Annotated in this window: 19 protein-coding genes; 8 read left to right on the forward strand and 11 right to left on the reverse strand. The window is 50.0% G+C overall.

Going from position 1 to position 20078, the window contains the following annotated elements; genetic code table 11:
• Nucleotides 1–51: 51 nt before the first annotated feature.
• From aroK to O59_RS18055, 6 genes are read right to left on the reverse strand one after another with little or no spacing between them, the layout of a single operon-like run.
• Nucleotides 52–567, reverse strand: a complete 516-nt coding sequence (gene aroK, locus O59_RS18030) for a shikimate kinase AroK (protein ID WP_007645259.1) — start codon at nucleotides 565–567, stop codon at nucleotides 52–54.
• On the reverse strand, nucleotides 567–2711 hold the full coding sequence (gene pilQ, locus O59_RS18035; protein ID WP_007645260.1) for a type IV pilus secretin PilQ: 2145 nt from the start codon (nucleotides 2709–2711) through the stop codon (nucleotides 567–569). The genes aroK and pilQ overlap by 1 nt, the downstream gene beginning before the upstream one ends.
• A 36-nt stretch (nucleotides 2712–2747) precedes the next feature.
• Nucleotides 2748–3272 carry a pilus assembly protein PilP gene (locus O59_RS18040; protein ID WP_007645261.1) on the reverse strand — a complete coding sequence of 175 codons (525 nt, stop codon included), beginning with the start codon at nucleotides 3270–3272 and terminating at the stop codon, nucleotides 2748–2750.
• On the reverse strand, nucleotides 3269–3886 hold the full coding sequence (locus tag O59_RS18045) for a type 4a pilus biogenesis protein PilO (RefSeq protein ID WP_007645262.1): 618 nt from the start codon (nucleotides 3884–3886) through the stop codon (nucleotides 3269–3271). The genes O59_RS18040 and O59_RS18045 overlap by 4 nt, the downstream gene beginning before the upstream one ends.
• Nucleotides 3886–4473: a PilN domain-containing protein gene (locus O59_RS18050; protein WP_007645263.1), complete on the reverse strand. Its 588-nt coding sequence runs from the start codon at nucleotides 4471–4473 to the stop codon at nucleotides 3886–3888. Before O59_RS18050 ends, O59_RS18045 begins: the two co-directional genes overlap by 1 nt.
• Complete coding sequence (locus O59_RS18055; RefSeq protein WP_007645265.1) at nucleotides 4473–5540, reverse strand: pilus assembly protein PilM; 1068 nt, start codon at nucleotides 5538–5540, stop codon at nucleotides 4473–4475. The genes O59_RS18050 and O59_RS18055 overlap by 1 nt, the downstream gene beginning before the upstream one ends.
• Before the next feature lie 103 nt (nucleotides 5541–5643).
• Here O59_RS18055 and O59_RS18060 point away from each other — a divergent pair, with 103 nt between their 5' ends.
• Nucleotides 5644–8109 (forward strand): penicillin-binding protein 1A, encoded by a 2466-nt coding sequence (locus tag O59_RS18060; protein WP_007645266.1) that lies wholly within the window; start codon nucleotides 5644–5646, stop codon nucleotides 8107–8109.
• Nucleotides 8110–8117: 8 nt separating this feature from the next.
• Here the strand turns inward: O59_RS18060 and O59_RS18065 are convergent, their stop codons facing one another.
• The 3 genes from O59_RS18065 to O59_RS18075 form a co-directional block, all read right to left on the reverse strand.
• Nucleotides 8118–8951, reverse strand: coding sequence for a thermonuclease family protein (locus O59_RS18065; RefSeq protein ID WP_007645271.1), 834 nt, complete (start codon nucleotides 8949–8951; stop codon nucleotides 8118–8120).
• A gap of 4 nt (nucleotides 8952–8955) precedes the next feature.
• Complete coding sequence (rpmE, locus tag O59_RS18070; RefSeq protein ID WP_007645273.1) at nucleotides 8956–9180, reverse strand: 50S ribosomal protein L31; 225 nt, start codon at nucleotides 9178–9180, stop codon at nucleotides 8956–8958.
• A gap of 175 nt (nucleotides 9181–9355) precedes the next feature.
• On the reverse strand, nucleotides 9356–9643 hold the full coding sequence (locus tag O59_RS18075) for a high-potential iron-sulfur protein (protein WP_040393334.1): 288 nt from the start codon (nucleotides 9641–9643) through the stop codon (nucleotides 9356–9358).
• A 284-nt stretch (nucleotides 9644–9927) separates the two neighbouring features.
• Between O59_RS18075 and O59_RS18080 the strand changes: the two genes are divergently transcribed.
• The 6 genes from O59_RS18080 to O59_RS18105 all read left to right on the forward strand — a co-directional run bounded on the left by O59_RS18080 (nucleotide 9928) and on the right by O59_RS18105 (nucleotide 17449).
• A complete protein-coding gene (locus tag O59_RS18080) occupies nucleotides 9928–12156 on the forward strand; it encodes a primosomal protein N' (protein ID WP_007645277.1) in 2229 nt (742 codons plus the stop codon).
• 74 nt (nucleotides 12157–12230) lie between these two features.
• Nucleotides 12231–12779: an SPOR domain-containing protein gene (locus O59_RS18085; protein ID WP_007645279.1), complete on the forward strand. Its 549-nt coding sequence runs from the start codon at nucleotides 12231–12233 to the stop codon at nucleotides 12777–12779.
• Nucleotides 12780–12889: 110 nt separating this feature from the next.
• A complete protein-coding gene (gene hslV, locus O59_RS18090) occupies nucleotides 12890–13414 on the forward strand; it encodes an ATP-dependent protease subunit HslV (RefSeq protein ID WP_007645281.1) in 525 nt (174 codons plus the stop codon).
• A gap of 39 nt (nucleotides 13415–13453) precedes the next feature.
• Nucleotides 13454–14776 (forward strand): ATP-dependent protease ATPase subunit HslU, encoded by a 1323-nt coding sequence (hslU, locus tag O59_RS18095; RefSeq protein WP_007645282.1) that lies wholly within the window; start codon nucleotides 13454–13456, stop codon nucleotides 14774–14776.
• Between the two features lie 160 nt (nucleotides 14777–14936).
• Nucleotides 14937–15323, forward strand: coding sequence for a gamma-butyrobetaine hydroxylase-like domain-containing protein (locus tag O59_RS18100; RefSeq protein WP_007645283.1), 387 nt, complete (start codon nucleotides 14937–14939; stop codon nucleotides 15321–15323).
• 275 nt (nucleotides 15324–15598) lie between these two features.
• Nucleotides 15599–17449 carry a sulfatase-like hydrolase/transferase gene (locus tag O59_RS18105; protein WP_007645285.1) on the forward strand — a complete coding sequence of 617 codons (1851 nt, stop codon included), beginning with the start codon at nucleotides 15599–15601 and terminating at the stop codon, nucleotides 17447–17449.
• A 10-nt stretch (nucleotides 17450–17459) separates the two neighbouring features.
• On the opposite strand, the gene O59_RS18110 is transcribed toward O59_RS18105, so the two are convergent.
• Both O59_RS18110 and O59_RS18115 read right to left on the reverse strand, forming a co-directional pair.
• On the reverse strand, nucleotides 17460–18395 hold the full coding sequence (locus tag O59_RS18110) for an alpha/beta hydrolase (protein ID WP_007645286.1): 936 nt from the start codon (nucleotides 18393–18395) through the stop codon (nucleotides 17460–17462).
• A gap of 95 nt (nucleotides 18396–18490) precedes the next feature.
• Nucleotides 18491–19315: an undecaprenyl-diphosphate phosphatase gene (locus O59_RS18115; RefSeq protein WP_040393337.1), complete on the reverse strand. Its 825-nt coding sequence runs from the start codon at nucleotides 19313–19315 to the stop codon at nucleotides 18491–18493.
• Between the two features lie 172 nt (nucleotides 19316–19487).
• Here O59_RS18115 and O59_RS18120 point away from each other — a divergent pair, with 172 nt between their 5' ends.
• Nucleotides 19488–20039: a DUF4136 domain-containing protein gene (locus tag O59_RS18120; RefSeq protein WP_007645288.1), complete on the forward strand. Its 552-nt coding sequence runs from the start codon at nucleotides 19488–19490 to the stop codon at nucleotides 20037–20039.
• Nucleotides 20040–20078 lie beyond the last annotated feature (39 nt).

Raw genomic sequence — 20078 nt, forward strand, 5'->3', positions numbered from 1 at the left:
CGAAAAGTAAAACCGAACAATCCTGAAGATGGCATCAAAAGAAAAGGGGCTCTAGGCCCCTTGTACGAGTGATGCGATTTCTTGAGCGACTGTTTTCGGTGAGCGCCGATCTGTATTCACCACAAAATCGGCGGCATCACGGTACATGGGGTCACGCAATGCCAGCAGGTCGATAATTTTTTGGCGAGGATTTTCAACCTGTAACAGAGGGCGCTTTTTATCACGCGCTGTACGCTCAACCAACTGATCGATAGAGGCCGTCAAATAACAAACGAAGCCAGATTGCTTCATTAATAAACGATTTTGATCGCGCAATACAATTCCGCCACCAGTTGCAATCACCGCATCCTGCTCACCGGCAAGCTCTTGTAGCACCGCTGTTTCTCGCTCACGAAAACCTTCCTCGCCTTCCATATCAAATATCCATGGAATATCGGCACCAGTGCGCTCTTCAATGACGCGATCACTATCGCGGAAACTTAAATTGAGTTCGGCCGCCAAGAGGCGGCCGATTGTAGATTTACCGGCCCCCATGGGGCCGATCAGAAACACATTAGTTTTTTGCATCAGTTTGACAGAGTATCCGACATCAGTTTGGGGGTAACAAAAATCAACAGCTCAGTTTTGAATTGATTATCAATGGTCTTCTTAAACAGACGCCCCAAGTAGGGTATATCACCTAACACCGGAACCTTGTTCTCACCTTTGGTTCCCTCTAAGGAGAATACCCCGCCCAGCACGACCGTTTGACCATTGTTAACCAAAACTTTGGTCTCTAAACGAGTGATATCAACTGTAGGCACACCAGATGGCGTATTTTGACCAATCGAATCTTTCCATACAACCAAATCCATAATGATACGATTATCAGGCGTAATTTGCGGTGTAACTTCCAACTTCAAAACCGCTTCACGGAAACCAGTTGTTGTACCACCACTTGGGGCGGTTTCTTGATATCCAATTTCTTTACCCGACTTGATAACCGCTAATTGTTTATCGCTAGTAATAACTTTTGGTTGCGACACAATCTCTGCGTAACCGGAGTTCTCCAAGGCGCTTAATTCCAAATCCAGATAAGCATTGTCAGTGAGAACGCCAATAGCGGCGGAGGCATATGGATTTGCGACAGCAAGATCAACTGCATCTGCTTCGTTTAAATCAAACGAATTACCATCAGCAGGATCAGAAACGAACCAGTCACGTGGGCTGGTGCCATCAGTATCATCTAGTCCCTCTCTTGATCCGGCAAAGTCAATAATTCTGCTGCCAGGTTTTTCATTGTATCCAATGCCGCCCCAGCGAACGCCAAGTTCGCGCTGAAAATCAGTGTTAGCGATAACAATTCTTGCCTCAATCATTACTTGGCGAATTGGAATGTCAATTTGATCCACCAAACGCTTAAATGCTTCAATACGCTCTGCGGTGTCAGTAATGATAATTGAGTTGGTTCGCTCATCAACAACACCTTGGCCACGCTCTGAAAGTACGCTGCCCGTTGCCCGGCTACCACCACTACCGCCACCAGAACCACCGCCACCGCCTTCCCCGCGAAATAGTTCAAACATCTCCTTCGCATTGGCATAGCGCACACGAATGTATTCCGTGCGGAGTGGTGCAAGCTCTTCCAGTTGCTTCTTTGTAGTAATTTCCTGACGCTCACGCTCTGCAATTTCTGCGGCAGGTGCAACCATTAGAACATTACCAACCTGACGTTTATCAAGACCTTTGTTTTTAAGAACCATCTCCAAGGCTTGATCCCAAGGTACATTTTGTAAGCGCAAAGTAATTCGCCCTTGCACGGTATCGCTGGCAACCAGGTTCAAATCAGTAAAGTCAGCAATAATCTGCAATACAGCACGAACTTCAATATCTTGAAAATCCAAAGATAATTTTTCGCCCGTGTATTCAAAATCTTTCTTCTTCTCAAGCTTTTCTTGCTCGGTTAACGGTTTAATACTAACTACATATTCGTTATCCGTCTGATAAGCCAAATAATCGAAATCTCCGCCTGCCGCAATATTTAAAACAGCACTCTCGCCTTCTTGGCCAGCACTCACCAAAGACACGGGAGTAGCAAAATCCACCACATCCAGACGACGTCGCAGCTCTGGAGGAAGCCATGCATCCTTGAAGGTCAAACGCACTCCCGCTCCAGTTCCAACCATATCAGCTGCCACTTTAGGGTTAGAGAGTGAAATAATTATTCGCCCTTCGCCTGCAGTACCACGACGGAAATCAACATTGGTAATCCGGTTTTGGTTAGCTACGGGATCTGCCTCTTTGAACCCATTTTTCTGCGCTATCTCAACAGATGGACGAATGGATTTTTGTGCGTCAGCAGCCTTTGCAGCGCCAACTTCGACGATAAAACTATTGCCATCTGTGCGGGTGGTATAGGGAGCCAGCGCATTGAGATTTAAAATCAAGCGCGTACGCCCATCGCTGGTCAACACCATAGCACTTTGGCCATTATCGACCGCCAAGGGATAACGGCGCTCCTTTAATGCACTAATGGCATCAGGAAAATCGAGCACAATACGTGCAGGCTTTTCAATGGTGTAGCCCTGTGGCATTTGAGGCGGAGAATCAAATGCCATGCGCACTTCAAAACGCTCACCTGGTAACTGAAAAAAATCTATGTCAGTTAAGGTGTTAGCCATAGAAAATGGCGCAGCAGCAAAACCAACCAAGACCAATAGAAACTTACGCATATTCAACCCCGGAGTGAATAGAGCACACATGTCCGCTTATTCCTTCTCTTCTAATTTAATAATTCTGGGACGTTCAACCCAACCATTTGATCCATCACCAACGATTTCCATAATTTCAATCTGCGATGGACTAGTTGTAATAATTTTGCCGTGATTCAATCCGAGATAATTACCGATGGTAACGGGTACAACGTCACGCTCACCGTTATCAATTAATGCCCACAATTTACCTGCTTTTTCTACAGTGCCTACCATCTTGAGTGCAGTAACGTTGAAACGCTCAAGAAATTCTTTTTCCCTGGTTAAATCAGGCACCACTGTACGCCCACCTTTAGCCGCTGTCTCATCAACAGGAATCGGTTTTTCAAATGGGCTACGAAGTGTCATAGCACTATATGCAAATGGCTGATAGGGGCTAAAAGTTGGCAATGGTTCAATTTGCCCTTTTGGACGCCGTTTGGCCTCCTCCATAAAGTCAATTAAATCCTGATGAGATGACTGACCACAGCCGACCAGCAAAAAAGCACCCAGTAAGGGAAGGACACACAGAGGCTTTTTCATTTGGCAGCCTCCTGGGATTTATAGCGATAAGTTTTAGCTACGATTTTCATGTTCAAGGTTTTATTCTCTTTAGATGAGCTTATAGAGAAGTCATGTAAAGTTACTATCCTTGGCATACCTGCAACACCGCTAACAAAACCGCCCATATCGTGGTAACCACCATCGACCGTAATATCAATAGGCACTTCGATGTAATATTCAGCAACAACATCAGGCTGGAAGTTAATATTGACATTAGTCAGACCGCTCTCACCTGCACGAGTCCCTACATCCTCGAGCAATCCGGGCACTTCTGTTTTTGCTGGCAGCCGGGACAAGAGCGAATCAAACGTAACCTTCATCTCCTCCATTTGAGCTTTATAAGCATCAAGGTTTGCGGCCTCAAAGCTACGCTTCTCAAATGTGGATCTGAGTGTTGTTTCCTGTGCAATGACAGATTGCAACTGCATATTAAGATCACTGATTTTTAAGTAATAAGTTCCCGCAAATATTATGCACAGCAGCAAAATACAAACGAAAACCTTGGCTGGCCAAGGCCATACACCCGCCTTATCAAAATCTATGTTATTGACATCAAACTCTTTGAGCTGATCAAGTGTTTCCTGAAATGACATTACTGGGCACCTCCTGCGGTTTGAGCAGCTTCAGCCAGCGGATCGACTGGCGCGGAGGTCTCCACTGTCATCTTAAATATACTTGCATCGTCACCTTCGCTGGGAGCCGCATCGACCGATATCAAATTATGGGACGCGTACCAATCGGATGCCTCAAGATTCCTCAAAAAACTGGCGATACGATTATATGATTCAGCCACCCCCTCTATGGTTACCAACTTGTCTTTACGCTCAATTTTGGTCAACCATACGCCGTCGGGGATTGCTCGCGCCATCTCATCAAAATAACGAACGATAACCGGACGCGTACCTTCTAGATCAGTAATCACTTTTATGCGAGCCAAAAGATCATCGCGCACTTTTTTGATTTCACTGATTTCTTTGACCTGTGCATCCAATTTGGCAATTTCTTTATTCAATAATTGATTGCGTGCGTTTTGATTTTCTATTGCGGACTGAACACTGGACACCCAGAAATAGGCTCCCAATAAGCCAACTACTACTACAGCAACTACGATACCAATGAATTCACGCTTCTTTTCTTCGCGATAGGCCTGACGCCATGGTAGTAAATTAATCTTTGCCATTAGTCAAAACTCCTCATCGCCAGCCCGGTAACTATCATCAGAGCAGGCGCATCATTAGCCAAAGACACTGCATTGACTCTGGAGGACACTGACATTCTGGCAAAAGGATTAGCAACCACAGTTTGTGTTCCCAGCTTTTCTTCTATCAGCCCGACCAAACCTTCCAGAGAAGCAACACCCCCCGCAAGAATGATGTAATCGACATCGTTGTATTGGCTGGCAGAGAAAAAGAATTGAAGTGAGCGAGTAACTTGTTGTACAACGGCATCTTTGAAGGGAGCCAAAACTTCCATTTCATAATCATCCGGCAATCCGCCCTGTTTTTTGGCGAGACCAGCTTCTTCGCGGGACAAACCATAGCGACGCTGTATCTCTTCGGTAAGCTGGCGGCCACCAAAAAGCTGTTCACGGGTGTAAACCGTTTTTCCATCAACCAGCACGCTCAAGGTGGTCATGGTGGCGCCTATATCGATAATCGCCACAACCTGCCCTTCCTGATCCTCAAGCTGTTCGGCGATCAACTCAAAAGCACGCTCCATGCAGTAGGCTTCAATGTCGATTTTTTCAGCAACCAAATCTGCATCATTCAAAACCTGCTGGCGCACATCGACATTTTCACGACGGCAAGCAGCCAACAAAACTTCTACTTGATCCGGGTTGCGCGGAGATATGCCCTGAACCTCAAAGTCGAGCATCACTTCTTCAAGGGGGAAAGGAATATATTGATCTGCCTCAGCCGCAATTTGGCTCTCCATGGCGTCATCACTCAAGTCCATCGGCATATCGATCATTTTGGTGATCACCGCCGAGCCTGCTACCGCAACGGCGGCGTGCTTCAACTTGGTTTTGGACTGTTTGACCATAGAGCGAATGACCTCTGCAACTGCGGCAGGGTCGGCGATGTTTTTCTCAACCACCGCATTTGGAGGAAGTGCTTTTACGGTATAGGACTCAACGCGATAGCGATCGCCGATGCGATTGAGCTCAAGCAATTTAACCGAGGTTGAACTGATGTCCAACCCGATTACCGGTTTTGCCTTCTTTTCTAGGAAACTTAAAATGCCCATTTTTCTATCTATATCCGTAACTTAGACGTTGTTTATGTTATAGCACTTTAACTTAAGCCTGCAACAAACCGATGAATATGTAAACAGGCAAAAAGCCCGTATAATGCCCGCCACCCACAGCGACTTCGCTAACTCATTAATTCACATAGAAAAAATGTTCAGTAAAAAATCCCTCTTTGGCATTATTTTTTGGCTGTTACTGGCCGGTACCAGCGTTACCTTGGTGACACTTACCGGACTCTATCTCTATCTGAGCCCCAAGCTACCCTCAGTAGAGACCCTGCGCGAAATCAAATTACAGACGCCATTGCGTGTTTATTCAAGTGACGGCAAGCTTATTGGTGAGTTTGGTGAGCAACGCCGCACTCCACTGACCTACGATCAGATCCCTCCTCTTTATATAAAAGCACTCCTCTCCGCAGAAGATGCAGAGTTCTTCGAGCATCATGGAGTTTCTCTAAAAGGCATGTTGCGCGCCGCTTCACAAATTCTGAAATCAGGCGCCATCCAATCTGGCGGAAGCACAATTACTCAACAGTTGGCGCGTGATTTCTTTCTCACTCGCAAACAAGTCTTCTCACGCAAGTTTAACGAAATCCTCTTATCCCTTGAAATTGAAAGGAAATTTACCAAGGAGGAAATCCTTGAGCTGTTCAACAATAAAATGTTCTTCGGCAACCGCGCTTACGGCTTGCAGTCGGCTGCGCAGATCTATTACGGCAAGGACGTCCACCAGCTAAGTGTCGCCCAATACGCCATGATTGTAGGGGTATTGAAAGCGCCGTCAGCCTACAACCCTCTGGCTAACCTAAAACGAGCCATGATTCGCCGCGACTGGATTATCGGACGCATGTATGAATTGGGACATATCGACCAGCATACCTATGAAGCGGCAATCAACGAACCCAATACCGCCAGTTACCATGGCACCACACTGGATGTACAAGCACCTTATATATCGGAGATGGCCCGTCAGGAAGTGCTGGATCGCTTCGGCGATAAAGCCTACAGCGAGGGTTACAGGGTATATACCAGCGTAGATAGCGCCATGCAGGCCACTGCGCAGGCGGCCGTACTCAAAGGCTTGTTGGGTTACGATCAGCGCCACGGCTACCGCGGGCCAGAGCGCCGCCTTAAACCATCGACAGAAACAGATTTGGCCGATTGGCAGGATGAACTACAAACCATTCCCAGTTTGGGCGGCCAAGAGCCCGCAGCCGTATTACAAGTGAATGAAAAAGCGATACGCGTACTGATAAGCAATGGCGAAATGGTTGATATTGATTGGGAGCAGGGGCTCGCCAATATCCGACCTTACATCACCGAAGATAGCCGTGGTCCAGCCTATACCAAAGCGACTGACTTCCTCAAAACCGGAGATGTGGTACGCATTACCAAAAATGATGATGATCAATGGCAATTCAGCCAAGTACCTGCGATTCAGGCTGCGCTGGTGTCGCTCGACCCCATGGACGGCGCTATTCGTTCTCTGGTTGGCGGCTTTGATTTTAATCAGAGCCATTATAATCGCGCCACCCAAGGGATGCGTCAGCCGGGATCAAGCTTCAAACCACTGCTTTACACCGCAGCACTGGAAAATGGCTTTACCCCGGCATCGATAATTAATGACGCCCCGATAGTGATTGAAAATACCAGCACTGGCGTAGCCTGGCGCCCGGAAAATGACGATGGCAAGTTTGTTGGCCCTATGCGCTTGCGTCAGGCGCTATATCGCTCTCGCAATCTCGTATCGATTCGCTTGCTGCGCAGCATTGGCATGCAGACCGCTCTCGACAGCCTTGCTCGCTTTGGGTTTAACCCCAAAGAGTTCCCCCGCGACCTGACACTGGCATTGGGCACACACGCCTTGACGCCGATGCAAATGGCAACGGCCTATGCCACATTTGCCAACGGCGGATTTAAAATTGACCCCTATTTAGTGACACGCATTGAAGACGATAAAGGCAGGGTTGTTTACGAAGCCAGGCCAAAACGGGTATGCAAAGAATGTGAACAAACACAGGTGAGTTATGCCGATGACGGCTCCGAGCTACCGGCAATGCCAAGCATGGACAGCAGTGAGCGCGCACCACGCATCATAGATGCCCGCGTGGCATACCTGATGGACTCCATTCTGCGCGATGTCGTCGACAAGGGCACAGCAAGGCTTGCCAAACAATTGGGACGCAGGGATCTGGCAGGTAAAACCGGCACCACAAACGGCCCAAGGGACACCTGGTTCTCCGGCTATAACCCGAATATCGCCACTACAGTCTGGGTGGGCTTTGATCAAAACACTTTATTGGGCAAGCGTGAATTTGGCAGTTCTGCTGCGCTACCAATATGGATCGACTTTATGCGCACAGCACTTGAAGGGGTGCCAGACCAACTACCCCGCCAACCAGAAGGAATCGTGACGGTAAGAATCAACCCGGACACCGGCAAACCTGCAATGCCAGGCGACCCGGACGCCATCTTCGAGGTATTCCTTGGTGAAGATACGGCGCGCACATCGGCAGCCGGTAATGAAGTAAGCGAACAAGTCACCCTTCCAGAAGAGCTCTTTTAATTAAATCTTTAGCGCGATGCGCTCACCTGCATGGCAGCAGGTGAGCGCAATTGCACGATAAGCGGTTTGAAAGAGCGCGCATTTCCAGTTTGGCGCACCTCGCGCACCCTAACCCAGCCACGCACATCAAGCCACTGCCCCTTTAGAGCCAGCCAATCCTGTTTGCGATGACCAAATTGCGCCCAATCGCGCTTGGCGATACGCGCCACTAAATTACCTTCAAATTCTATCCAGACCGATGAACTAACATCAACGCGAGCCACACGTCCGCGCAAATGACGAAAACCACTATCGCGAGCCGAAAGCGACTTGACCGGATACGCATTCCAATAACGATTACGCCACACACCAAGAGCTTGCGCCTGCGCGCGCTGCTCAAAGGCGAGCAGACATTCCGCCTGAGCCGCATTAGGTGGAACCGCTATCTGCAACACCATGCCGCGCTGCAAAAGGTCAGCAGCCAGACTGCGCCCTTGCGAATCGTAAACATGGGCAAGCAAACGACCATAATGGTCCACGCGCGCTCGCTCGAATCCGAGCCTAACCCTACCTCCGGCTCGCTGGATAAATGCTTGTGCAGCACTGTGCGCCTCGCGCCCGAGAGGCTGGGCGGGTTTTTGTCCACGGGCGATTTCCGGCGCGTTGATGCCTAATACCCTCACCGAGCGGCCATCCTCCAGTTTGAGGGTGTCACCGTCGGATACCCTCTTCACTTTCAGCAAGGCACCTGTGGGGTGACCGCAATCAGCTAGACTGCCGAGCGAGAATAGCAGGCATAAAAAAACGCCGGGAATTTTCATTCCCGGCGTTTTTACTAGCAATGCCAGCAGGCGCTGAATCAAGAAATTAGTCTTTCTTGGCACCAGCGATACGACTGCCGAAACGCTTGGTGAAGCGATCGATACGGCCACCGGTATCAACAATTTTTTGCTTACCAGTGTAGAAAGGGTGGCAAGAGCCACACACGTCTACGTGGAGTGCTTTGCCCAGGGTTGAGCGAGTAGTGAAGCTATTGCCGCAGCTGCAAGTTACAGCAACGTCAACGTAATTTGGATGAATATCTGCTTTCATGATGAATGCCTTTTGTGAGCTGTGCCGCCACCCGATCTGCTTGCCGGGCACCGCACATAGGTTAAAAAAAACGGCTGTTTTCAAGGAGCGGCGATACTACCAGAAAACCGGTAGTGCGCAACTGAAAACAGCCGTCTCGCACAAAAAACACTCAATAGAGTCGCAAATATCGTGGTTATTGCGGACGAGGTGACCACACCTTGCACCAGCCCGCTGCTTTCACTTCTTTGCCGGGGAAAATATTACAGCCAACCCATTCAGCACTTAAATCACCCTTGGCTTGCGCACAGTTGGCACAATTGCTAGCAGCCTGCGGGCTCTGCTCAACATAACCCAGCGCACTTGCCTGTGGATCGGTCGGGCTAACCTGCACTGGCGCCTGGGCCACAGCCAAATTGGTGACAGGAATCAGCGCCAAACCAGCGCCAATCCCAGACAATTTCATAAAGTCTCTACGTTTCATACACTTCACCTCTTGGGGTTATTAATTGACTAAACACGGTTTTTGCTTGTTGTAATAACTAGTTGTAATGATTCTTAAGTTGTTTATCGCGCGATACCCAAGGTGCCATTTAACTGCTGTTGCGCACAATAAACATTGATATGTATCTATAGCAGGTGTTTTCCTGCGCAGCTTTATATACGCCACAAAAAACCAATCAGGCCAACACACAAGATCGATAAGACGCAAAATCATGGCGTTTATAGGCTATTCTTGGCACCTGTTCGATTAACCCAGTCACTGCAATGACCCTCACGCCGCCATCAATCCTACTCGAAATAGCCCTGCCAGTTCCCCTGCGCCGAAGCTTCGACTATTTGCCGCCCACCAACCTGAGTCCAGAGCAGTTAGCGCAACTGGAACCGGGCATATTGATTCGCGTGCCATTTGGTCGTCAGGAGCTGATTGGCATACTGCTCCGCAGTAAAAGCACCAGCGATCAACCCAGCCACAAACTGCGCCCCGCATTGGCGCTTATCGACAACCAACCCGTACTAGAGAGCGAGTTACTCGAACTCTGCCTGTGGGCGGCCGATTACTACCAGTGCGCCCCCGGCGAAGCCCTGCAAACCGCCCTGCCCGTATTGCTGCGCCAGGGTGAAGCAGCGCAGCTGCGCGGCGAACAGATTTTTCAGCTCACCACCGAGGGCAAAGGCCTGCCCGAGGGGGCACTCAAGCGCTCGCCCAAACAAGCGGCGCTACTGGCGGCCCTGCAAACCCGCCACCAACTCAGCCGCGGCGATCTCGAACAGCTGGATATTCCCCGCACAATCGCTAAAACCCTGATCGACAAGGGACTGGTCGCCCTTGTCGAAGTGACGCCCAGCCGCACAACACAACCCGCACAATTACTGCGCGAGCCACCACTGCAACTGAGCGACGAACAGCAAAGCGCGTTTGCTCAAATCGAATACAGCAGTTTTAAAACCTACTTGCTCGACGGCGCCACCGGCAGCGGCAAAACCGAAATATACCTGCAAGCAATCGCAGAAACGCTCAAGAAAGGTAAACAAGCGTTAGTATTGGTGCCAGAAATCGGCCTGACCCCACAGACACTGCAGCGTTTCCAACGCCGTTTTAACCTGCCAATTGTCGCCCTGCACTCAGGTCTCAATGACCGTGAGCGGCTGGACGCCTGGCTGCAAGCGCGCGCCGGTATTGCTCGCATTATCATCGGCACCCGCTCGGCGCTGTTCACGCCACTTAAAGAGCCGGGCATCATCATTATCGATGAAGAGCATGATGGTTCCTTTAAACAGCAGGACGGCTTTCGCTATTCCGCACGCGATCTCGCCGCCCTGCGCGCCCAGCGTCTCGGCATTCCGCTAATTCTCGGCTCGGCCACCCCGGCGCTGGAGACCCTGCACAACGCCCGGCAGGGGCGCTACCACCATTTGCGCCTGCAGGCCCGGGCGGGCAACGCCAAACCACCGGATATTCAACTGCTCGATATTCGCGGCGAAATCCTGCACGAGGGGTTTGCCCAGGCCAGTATCGATGCCATTGGCGACACCCTAAACAAAGGCAATCAGGCGCTGGTATTCCTCAATCGGCGCGGCTACGCGCCGGCGTTGGAGTGCCACGACTGCGGCTGGTTGGCCAACTGCAACCACTGCGACGCGCGCCTGACCGTACATCAAACCCCGCGCCACTTGCACTGCCACCACTGCGACCACCAGCGCGCCATCCCCAAGCGCTGCCCGAGCTGCAACAGCAGCAAAATCCAACCGCTGGGCCAAGGCACCGAGCGCAGCGAATTGGTACTGCAGGAATTATTTCCCACTTACAAAGTGATTCGGGTCGACCGCGACTCCACCCGCAATAAAAACAGCATGCAAAAGCTACTGGCTGATGTTCACGGTGGCGAACCCTGCATCCTGGTCGGCACCCAGATGCTCGCCAAAGGCCATCACTTTGAAGATGTGACCCTGGTGGTGATTATCGACGCCGATGCTGGCCTGTTCAGCACCGACTTCCGTGGCCCCGAGCGAATGGGCCAGCTGTTATTACAAGTCTCCGGGCGCGCTGGGCGCGCTGAAAAACCGGGCCGGGTGATATTGCAGAGCCACCATACCGATCACCCGCTGGTGCAAACCCTGGTTCATCAGGGTTATCACGCCCTCGCCGAGCTGATTTTGCAGGAGCGCCAGATCACCCAGCTGCCACCCTATCGCCAGCTCGCACTGCTGCGCGCCGAATGCAAACAGGCTCAGCTGGCGCTGGATTTTTTACAGCAGGCGCGCCAACTGGCCGAGGCACTCCAGCCGCCCAGCCCGCAGTTGAACTATCTCGGGCCACTGCCGGCAATGATGGAAAAACGCGGCGATCGCTTTCGCTACCAACTGCAGTTCAGCGCCGCCCAGCGCCGCCCATTGCAGTTACTGCTTAGCCAATTAGCACAGCAACTTGAAACACAACCACTGGCGAGCAAAGTGCGCTGGTCGATTGATGTGGACCCGCAAGAGATGGGCTAAACGCGTCTTTAGTGACTCACCCGCGCAATCCCTTTACAATCGCGCCCTCGATCCAGCACCGACACCCAGATCCCATGAGTAGAGATTTCGCCAAAAAGAGCCGCGCCCCGGCACGCCGCCATTCAACTAGCACTGGCCAGACACCTGGCTGGCTGTTTTTTGTGGCAGGTGTCGTTTTTGGCGCCTTTGCGGCCAGCCTCTACTTTATTAAAAACCCCGCCAATACCCCTGAAACCAAAGAGCTGCCCAAAGCCAAAGTGGAGGAGAACAAAACGCCCAAACCGCGCTTTGACTTCTACAAGTTGCTGCAGGAGAGCGAGACCATAGTGCCCGCCAGCGAAACCATGGCCGAGGAAAAACCGGCGCAGGAACAGGGCAAAGAGGAATACATACTGCAAGTAGGCTCTTTCCCCAAAGGGGAAGATGCCGACAAACTACGGGCTCAATTGATTCTCATCAACCTCGATGCACGCATCGAAAAAGTGGAAATCCGCAAAGGCGAGATTTGGCATCGCGTCGTGGTTGGCCCCTTTAATACCCAAGCCGAACTGAGCACCGCGCGCAGCCAACTGGTGAACAACCAATACAATGCGCTGGTATTGAAACGCGCCAAAACCAAGTAAACCTTCCTCTTTGATTCCCGTCGCCACCGGAGCGCCTTGAAAAAGGCGCCACCGCCCCCACTTTTTGACTTCTAGCACGTACCTTATCCAACCCATTTATAGGAAGTCCTGTGACTACAATTCTCTCTGTGCGCCGCGATGGGCAAGTGGTTATCGGCGGCGACGGCCAGGTGTCGCTCGGCAATACCGTCATGAAAGGCAATGCGCGCAAAGTGCGCCGCCTCTACAAAAATCAGGTACTGGCCGGTTTTGCCGGTGGCACCGCCGACGCCTTCACCCTGTTTGAACGTTTTGAGGCCAAACTCGAAGCACACAATGGCCAACTCACCCGCGCAGCGGTTGAACTCGCCAAAGATTGGCGCACCGATCGCAGCCTGCGCCGGCTGGAAGCACTGCTCGCCGTGGCCGACAAAGACGCCTCACTGATAATTACCGGCAATGGCGATGTAATCCAACCCGAAGACGATTTAATTGCGATTGGCTCGGGCGGCAATTACGCGCAAGCCGCCGCGCGTGCGCTGCTCGAAAACACCCAATTGGATGCACGCAGCATTGTGGAAAAAGGCTTGAAAATCGCCGGCGATATCTGTGTCTTTACCAATCAGACTCACACCATCGAAGTGCTCGACTATTAATTTATTCAAGAGCTTAATTCATTCTTTTAAGAGTTTTTTATGTCCTCCATGACTCCGCGCGAAATCGTGCACGAATTAGATAAACACATTGTCGGCCAAGCCAACGCCAAACGCGCGGTGGCGATTGCGCTGCGCAACCGCTGGCGCCGCATGCAAGTGCCTGCCGAGATGCGCAATGAAATTACCCCAAAAAATATTTTGATGATTGGGCCAACCGGCGTCGGCAAAACGGAAATTGCGCGCCGCCTGGCCAAACTCGCCAATGCGCCGTTTATTAAAGTGGAAGCGACCAAATTTACCGAAGTCGGTTATGTCGGCCGCGATGTAGAATCCATTATTCGCGACCTGGTGGATGTCGCCATTAAAATGCGCCGCGAACAGGCTATGAAAGCCATGCAACACCGCGCTGCCGAAGCTGCCGAAGAGCGCATTCTGGATGTGCTACTGCCACCCGCGCGCGACCTCTCGGCAGAGGAGAGCAAACACGAGTCGAGTACACGGCAGATTTTCCGCAAAAAATTGCGCGAAGGTGATCTGGACGATAAAGAAATTGAAATCGATGTGGCCGCTGCCAGTGTAGGCGTAGAAATTATGGCGCCACCGGGCATGGAGGATATGACCAACCAATTGCAGAGTATGTTCTCTTCCCTTGGGCGCGACAAAACCAAAAAAGCCAAACTCACGGTAAAAAAAGCCTTCAAACAATTGCAGGATGAAGAAGCGGCCAAACTGGTCAACGATGAAGACATCAAAACCCAGGCGATTGAAGCGGCCGAGCAAAACGGCATTGTATTTATCGACGAAATTGACAAGGTTGCACGGCGCGGCAACGTGAGCGGTGCCGATGTATCGCGCGAAGGCGTACAGCGCGATTTACTGCCGCTGATTGAAGGCTGCACGGTAACCACCAAACACGGCGCGATTAAAACCGATCACATTTTGTTTATTACCTCGGGCGCCTTTCACCTGAGCAAGCCCTCGGATTTAATTCCGGAGTTACAGGGGCGCTTGCCCATCCGCGTGGAATTACAAGCGCTTACCCCCGATGATTTTGAACGCATTCTCACCGAGCCAACCGCGTCGCTCACCGAGCAGCAGGAAGCGCTGTTAAAAACCGAAGGGGTGAGTGTGACCTTCACCAAAGACGGTATTCGCCGCATTGCTGAAACCGCTTTTGAAGTGAATGAGCGCACTGAAAATATTGGCGCGCGCCGCTTGCACACCATTCTCGAACGCTTACTGGAAGACGTTTCCTTCACTGCCGGTGATGGCAATAACAGCGTAACAATAGATGCAGCGTTTGTGGAAAGTCACTTGGGTGAACTGGCCAAAAACGAAGACCTCAGCCGCTTTATTTTGTAAAAACTGTTTTAAGTGCCGCAATAATCGTCAGCCTGAGATGGCGACTGTTATTGCGGCATGATGTTTTTATGACAAGTGTAAGTTGCGCAAGAGAGAAGAATCAGTAAGAATTTTGTAACAAATGGCGTGGTAATACCGCCTATCACAGATACCCCAATCAATGACTCCCGACAAAATTCGCTTTCATAAAAACTCCCAGCAATTAGAACTGCATTATGGTGCAGAACAATTTTTACTGGAGGCAGAATTTTTGCGTGTTCATTCGCCCAGCGCTGAAGTAAAAGGTCATGGGCCCGGGCAGGCGGTTCTGCAATACGGTAAAAAAGCCGTTGCCATAGTGAACCTTGAGCGCGCCGGTAATTATGCACTCAAGCTCACATTTGATGATGGCCATGCCACTGGTATCTATACTTGGGAATATTTACATCAATTGGGTGTAAACAAACAGCAGCTTTGGGATAGCTACTTACAAGCACTGCATCACGCAGGCAAAAGCCGGGAAGCCAACACCAATGTGGTGCGATTGATTGACCCACAGAGCAATTAATTCATATCGGCACAACGCCCAATATTGTTTATTTAAGCTTTACATAAATTTTCCGTGCGCCTGTTACTTTTTTGATGCGCGCACCCTCTCATGGTTGAGCAGCAATTGCTGATTACAACCCACGCCTAATAACAACAAATACAACTCGCAGATATGCGCCAGCCTACGGGCTCTGGCCGGGCATTCGTTTGCCTGTTTTTTGTGTAGTTATTTTTTATGCAACTGTTTTTTGTGTGACTTTTTTGTAACCAGAGTTAGATCGGGATTTTATAGAAATGAAAAAAAGGTATTTCATTGCGCACACTTACCTCACACTGCTAGTGCTGCTCCTATCGCTAATACCCATCGCCTGTTATTGGTGGATGATACCCGCACCCGACACCTTGCATGGACAACTCTATCTATACAGCAGTCTCGGCTATTACGGGCTGCTCATTACCATTATTGCATTGGTATTATCACCGCTCGCCAGCACGCGCTGGACTCGCCCACTCTATGCGTTGTTGCTGGCACTGTGGTTAATTTATTTGTGCGTTGATGCCGCCACCTTCAACCTTTATCTGTTTCATGTAGATTGGATAATGATTGAAATGTTTCTTATGGATTTTGAAGGCCTGGGCTTGCCCAATATTATTGTGGTATCGGCCGCCGCGCTGGCAGCACTGATTGCGGCTGGCTGTTGGTTGCTAAGCCGCTGGGTATATAAAAAATCCGAACACCACAAATTAAGCTTGCGGCCTGTAGCGTTACTTAGCTGCACAATCATAGTGTTGTTTGCAGGCAATTCATCACTCAACATCTGGGCTGATAAATATCATCGCCAGGAAGTGAGTTATATCAACCCCTATCTGCCGGTGTACCGCCCGATTACCAGCAGCAAACATGCTGAAGCCTTAACACAGCTCCTGCCCGGTTTGTTACCCGCTACACAAGGCACAATGAACCGCAGCGCCATTCAGGAAAAAAGTGTAGTGCGTTATCCATTGGAGCCATTGCAGTGTGAAATAGTAGCCTCGCCGCCATCCATTATCATGCTGGTAGTAGAGAGCTGGCAGGCCGCAGCACTGCAACCGGAAATCATGCCTAATGTTGCGCGCTTTAGTAAAAAAGCCACGCACTTTGATCAGCATATTTCCGGTGGTTCCGCCACCATACCTGGCCTGTTTAGTCTTTTTTATGGGCTGCACGCCAGCTATTACCCGGCATTTAAAGCAACCCCTGCAGCTAACCCCAGTGAATTTACCGAAAGGCTGGCCGCACAGGGTTTTGAACAGCGAATTTTCACCAACTCCAATCTGGATCGTTTTGCCATGCGCAGTTTGATTTTCCCGCGCGTGCCGGAATCGGATTTTTATCAAGCCAAAACAGATGCAGCAGTGGTAACAAAATTTTTGCAACAACAGGAGCGCCAACAGACAAACACGCAGCCGCGGTTTGATTTTGTATTTTTAACCTCGTCTCACTCGCCCTATAAATACCCCAAAAAGTTTGCCCGCTTTACACCATTGCCCAGCGTAAAAGGAGGTTATGCATTTAATAAACAGGCAGACAACACGCCCTACAAAAATGATTACTACAACAGCCTTTTCTATGTAGATCATCTACTCGGGGAAATTCTCAATCACCTTGAAAAAAGCGGCGCATTGGAAAATAGCTGGGTAATTATTACCGGCGATCACGCGGAAGAATTTAATGAAAACAAAGCTGGGTTCTGGGGCCATGGCAGCAACTTTACCCGCTGGCAAACCCATACACCGTTGCTGGTACACGCTCCCGGACAAAAACTTGCCCGGCATGAAACCAGGGTGTCCAGCCATCAGGATGTTGTACCTACGCTGATGCAAGAAGTGCTCGGCTGCGATACCGCCCGCGAAGCCTATAGCACCGGAACAAATTTATTTTCCCTGCCCGAAAACCGCAGCCTGGTGATGTCGTCTTACTACAATAATGCCTACTGGGTTGACGGCACCGTGTTGGATCGCAGCACGGGCAAACAATATGCATGGACCGATATCAACAACACCAATCGCACTCTGGATAAAGAAAAACTGCATCAGCTACAAGATGAAGAGCGGCGCTTTTTCAGGGATACCGAATCGCGCGGGTTGCTTTCCGGTAAACACTAAAGAATCGCGTTTAGGGTTTTAACAAAAATTGCAGAATGGTATCCACGCGTGCTTGCCAAGCTTGCTCATTGTGTTCAGCACCGGGGAATTTTTTGGTTACCCAATCGCGCCCCTGCACATAACCTTTGGCGCGCATAATGTTATCAACCTGAAGCTGATGCACTTCGTAATACTGATCCAGCGTCGCGGTACCAAAATCAAAATAAATACGATGCTGCCCCGCCACAGGAAAATAATCGCGCAGATAATCACGCAGCTTTTCAGCAGGCCCCATCTGCTCATTATTAAAAAATAGTGGCCAATGGGTAGACACACCTGCCGCGCTACCAAATACCTGCGGGTATTCACTGAGCGCATACAGTGAAATTAAACCACCCATAGAACTACCTGCAATGAGTGTATTTTCGCGTTCAGGCAAGCTGCGGTAGTGAGTATCGATATAGGGTTTTAATTCTTGTACGATAAATTTCAAATAGTCATCAGCCCGATACTCGCTATTTTTTCCTTCACCTAAATGCAATTTGAGTTTTTCAATGACGGACTTATCCTGCTCGGAAAAATAACTCGCCGCACGCTCGGGAAAATATTCCATCCGCCGCTGTGGCGTACTCCAGATACCCACAATAATTGCCGGTTTTATCCTGCCTTCATCCATTAACCGCTGGGCAATATCATCCACCTCCCACGCTACGCCAAAATTGGCGCTGTGCTCGCTAAATAAATTTTGGCCATCGTGCATATAGAGCACGGGCAAAGCAGTATTGGGAGTTAAAAAATACTGGCGCGGCAACCAGACTTCTACATTGCGCGGTATGACATAGCGCGAGGAAAACGCATTGAGGTAATCAATACGCGACTGTGCAGCAGTGGCGTTGGAATGCAATGAGGGCGTTGCGCATCCATTCAAAAAGAGCAGCGAAATAAGGAGGTTTAACATTATTTTCATGGGCAGACCCGATCAAGGAATACCCAAATAGTAACAAGCCCGGCGGTTCCACAGCAGGGCTTACATACGTATTCAGCAAATTATCGGCAGATAAATCAATGGCTCCAACTTATCGCCCCGGTATATGCCGTAATCAATATCAGAATACCAAAGGCAATACGGTACCAGGCAAAAGCGATATAGGTGTGCTTGCTAATAAAAATTAACAATGCGCGCATCACCACAAAGGTAGCAATAAACGCGGTGATAAACCCGACAGCCAGAATACCTGCATCACTCCACTCCAATTGTTCACGTGCGCCCCATAAGCTGTAAAGCGATGCTGCCGATATCATGGGAATCGCGAGAAAAAAGGAAAATTCGGTGGAGGCCTTGCGCGATAAACCGAAATACATGCCACCGATAATTGTGGCACCCGAGCGCGAAGTGCCGGGAATTAACGCCAAACATTGGCACAAACCCACTTTCAGCGCATCCCTGTAACTCAGGTCATCCATCTCTTGAATGCGCGGCGCGTAAGCAAACTTTTCTACCCAGATAATCGCCAAACCACCCACAATAAATCCACTTGCTACCACATAAGGGCTGAACAAATAGGTCATGATGAAATCGCTGAGCAAAAAGCCGATCAGCGCTGCCGGAAAAAATGCCAACGCCACATTGACGTAAAGATTGCGCTCAATACCCGGGCGAACCACACCGCCCAAACTGCCAAAAATTTTGCGCCGATACTCCCACACAATTGCAAGCATGGCGCCCATTTGGATAAAAATTTCAAAAACGGTGCGCTTCTCGTTCTCCAGAAAATTCATCATATCCGCGGCAAGAATTAAATGGCCGGTACTGGATATAGGCAATAGTTCGGTAACTCCCTCGACAATACCCATCACAATCGCTTTTATTACAAGAACGAAATCCACAAAAACTCCTTTAGCCTGAAGCTGAAATAACAAAACCTACGACAACAAAAAAATCGACGCAATTAACCGGCCAAGTCTGCGTGAAGCAGCGCTTTTTTGCAAATTCACACATTTATTACAAAAACAGCGGAGTATACTGATGCCCTACATTCCGCCATCAAAGGGACTCCACATGCGCCAACTTCACGCTCGCTTTTACGCCCTGTTCGCTATTATCGCTGCGCTCCTATTCAGCGGCTGCGCCAATGTCCATTACGCGAATGATTACAAATCGGGCACCGATTTTAACAATCTGAAAACCTATAGCTGGCGCGCCGTGACGGTTGACATTGGCGGAACCGATCCAGCGTTACTTGAGCGTTTGGCAGACAATCAATTAGCCGCGCAAGGTTTTGTGCGCACACACGACAAGCCCGATTTACTTCTGGATATGCAAGTGTTTGCGCGCCAAAGCAAAGGTGGCAATAGCAGTATTGGTATAGGTATTGGCATGCCGATTGGGCGCAATGGCAGTGTTGGCTTGGGCACATCGCAACTGCTCAATAGAGGCAAACAGGAAGGCGTGATGCTGATCGACGTTACCCGCGCCAGCGACAACACTTTGATTTGGCGCGGCAGCGCGGAAGGTATTCCACTGATTCAGTTCTCTCTCAGCGCCGAGCAAAAATTGGGGGCGACCATGGCGCAACTGCTTGGCCAATTCCCACCAGCCACGGCACCTTAATTCACTCTATTCAGCCCTCACGACCGATAAGCGATACCC

Source organism: Cellvibrio sp. BR, assembly GCF_000263355.1.
In the GTDB taxonomy this organism is placed as follows: Bacteria; Pseudomonadota; Gammaproteobacteria; order Pseudomonadales; family Cellvibrionaceae; genus Cellvibrio.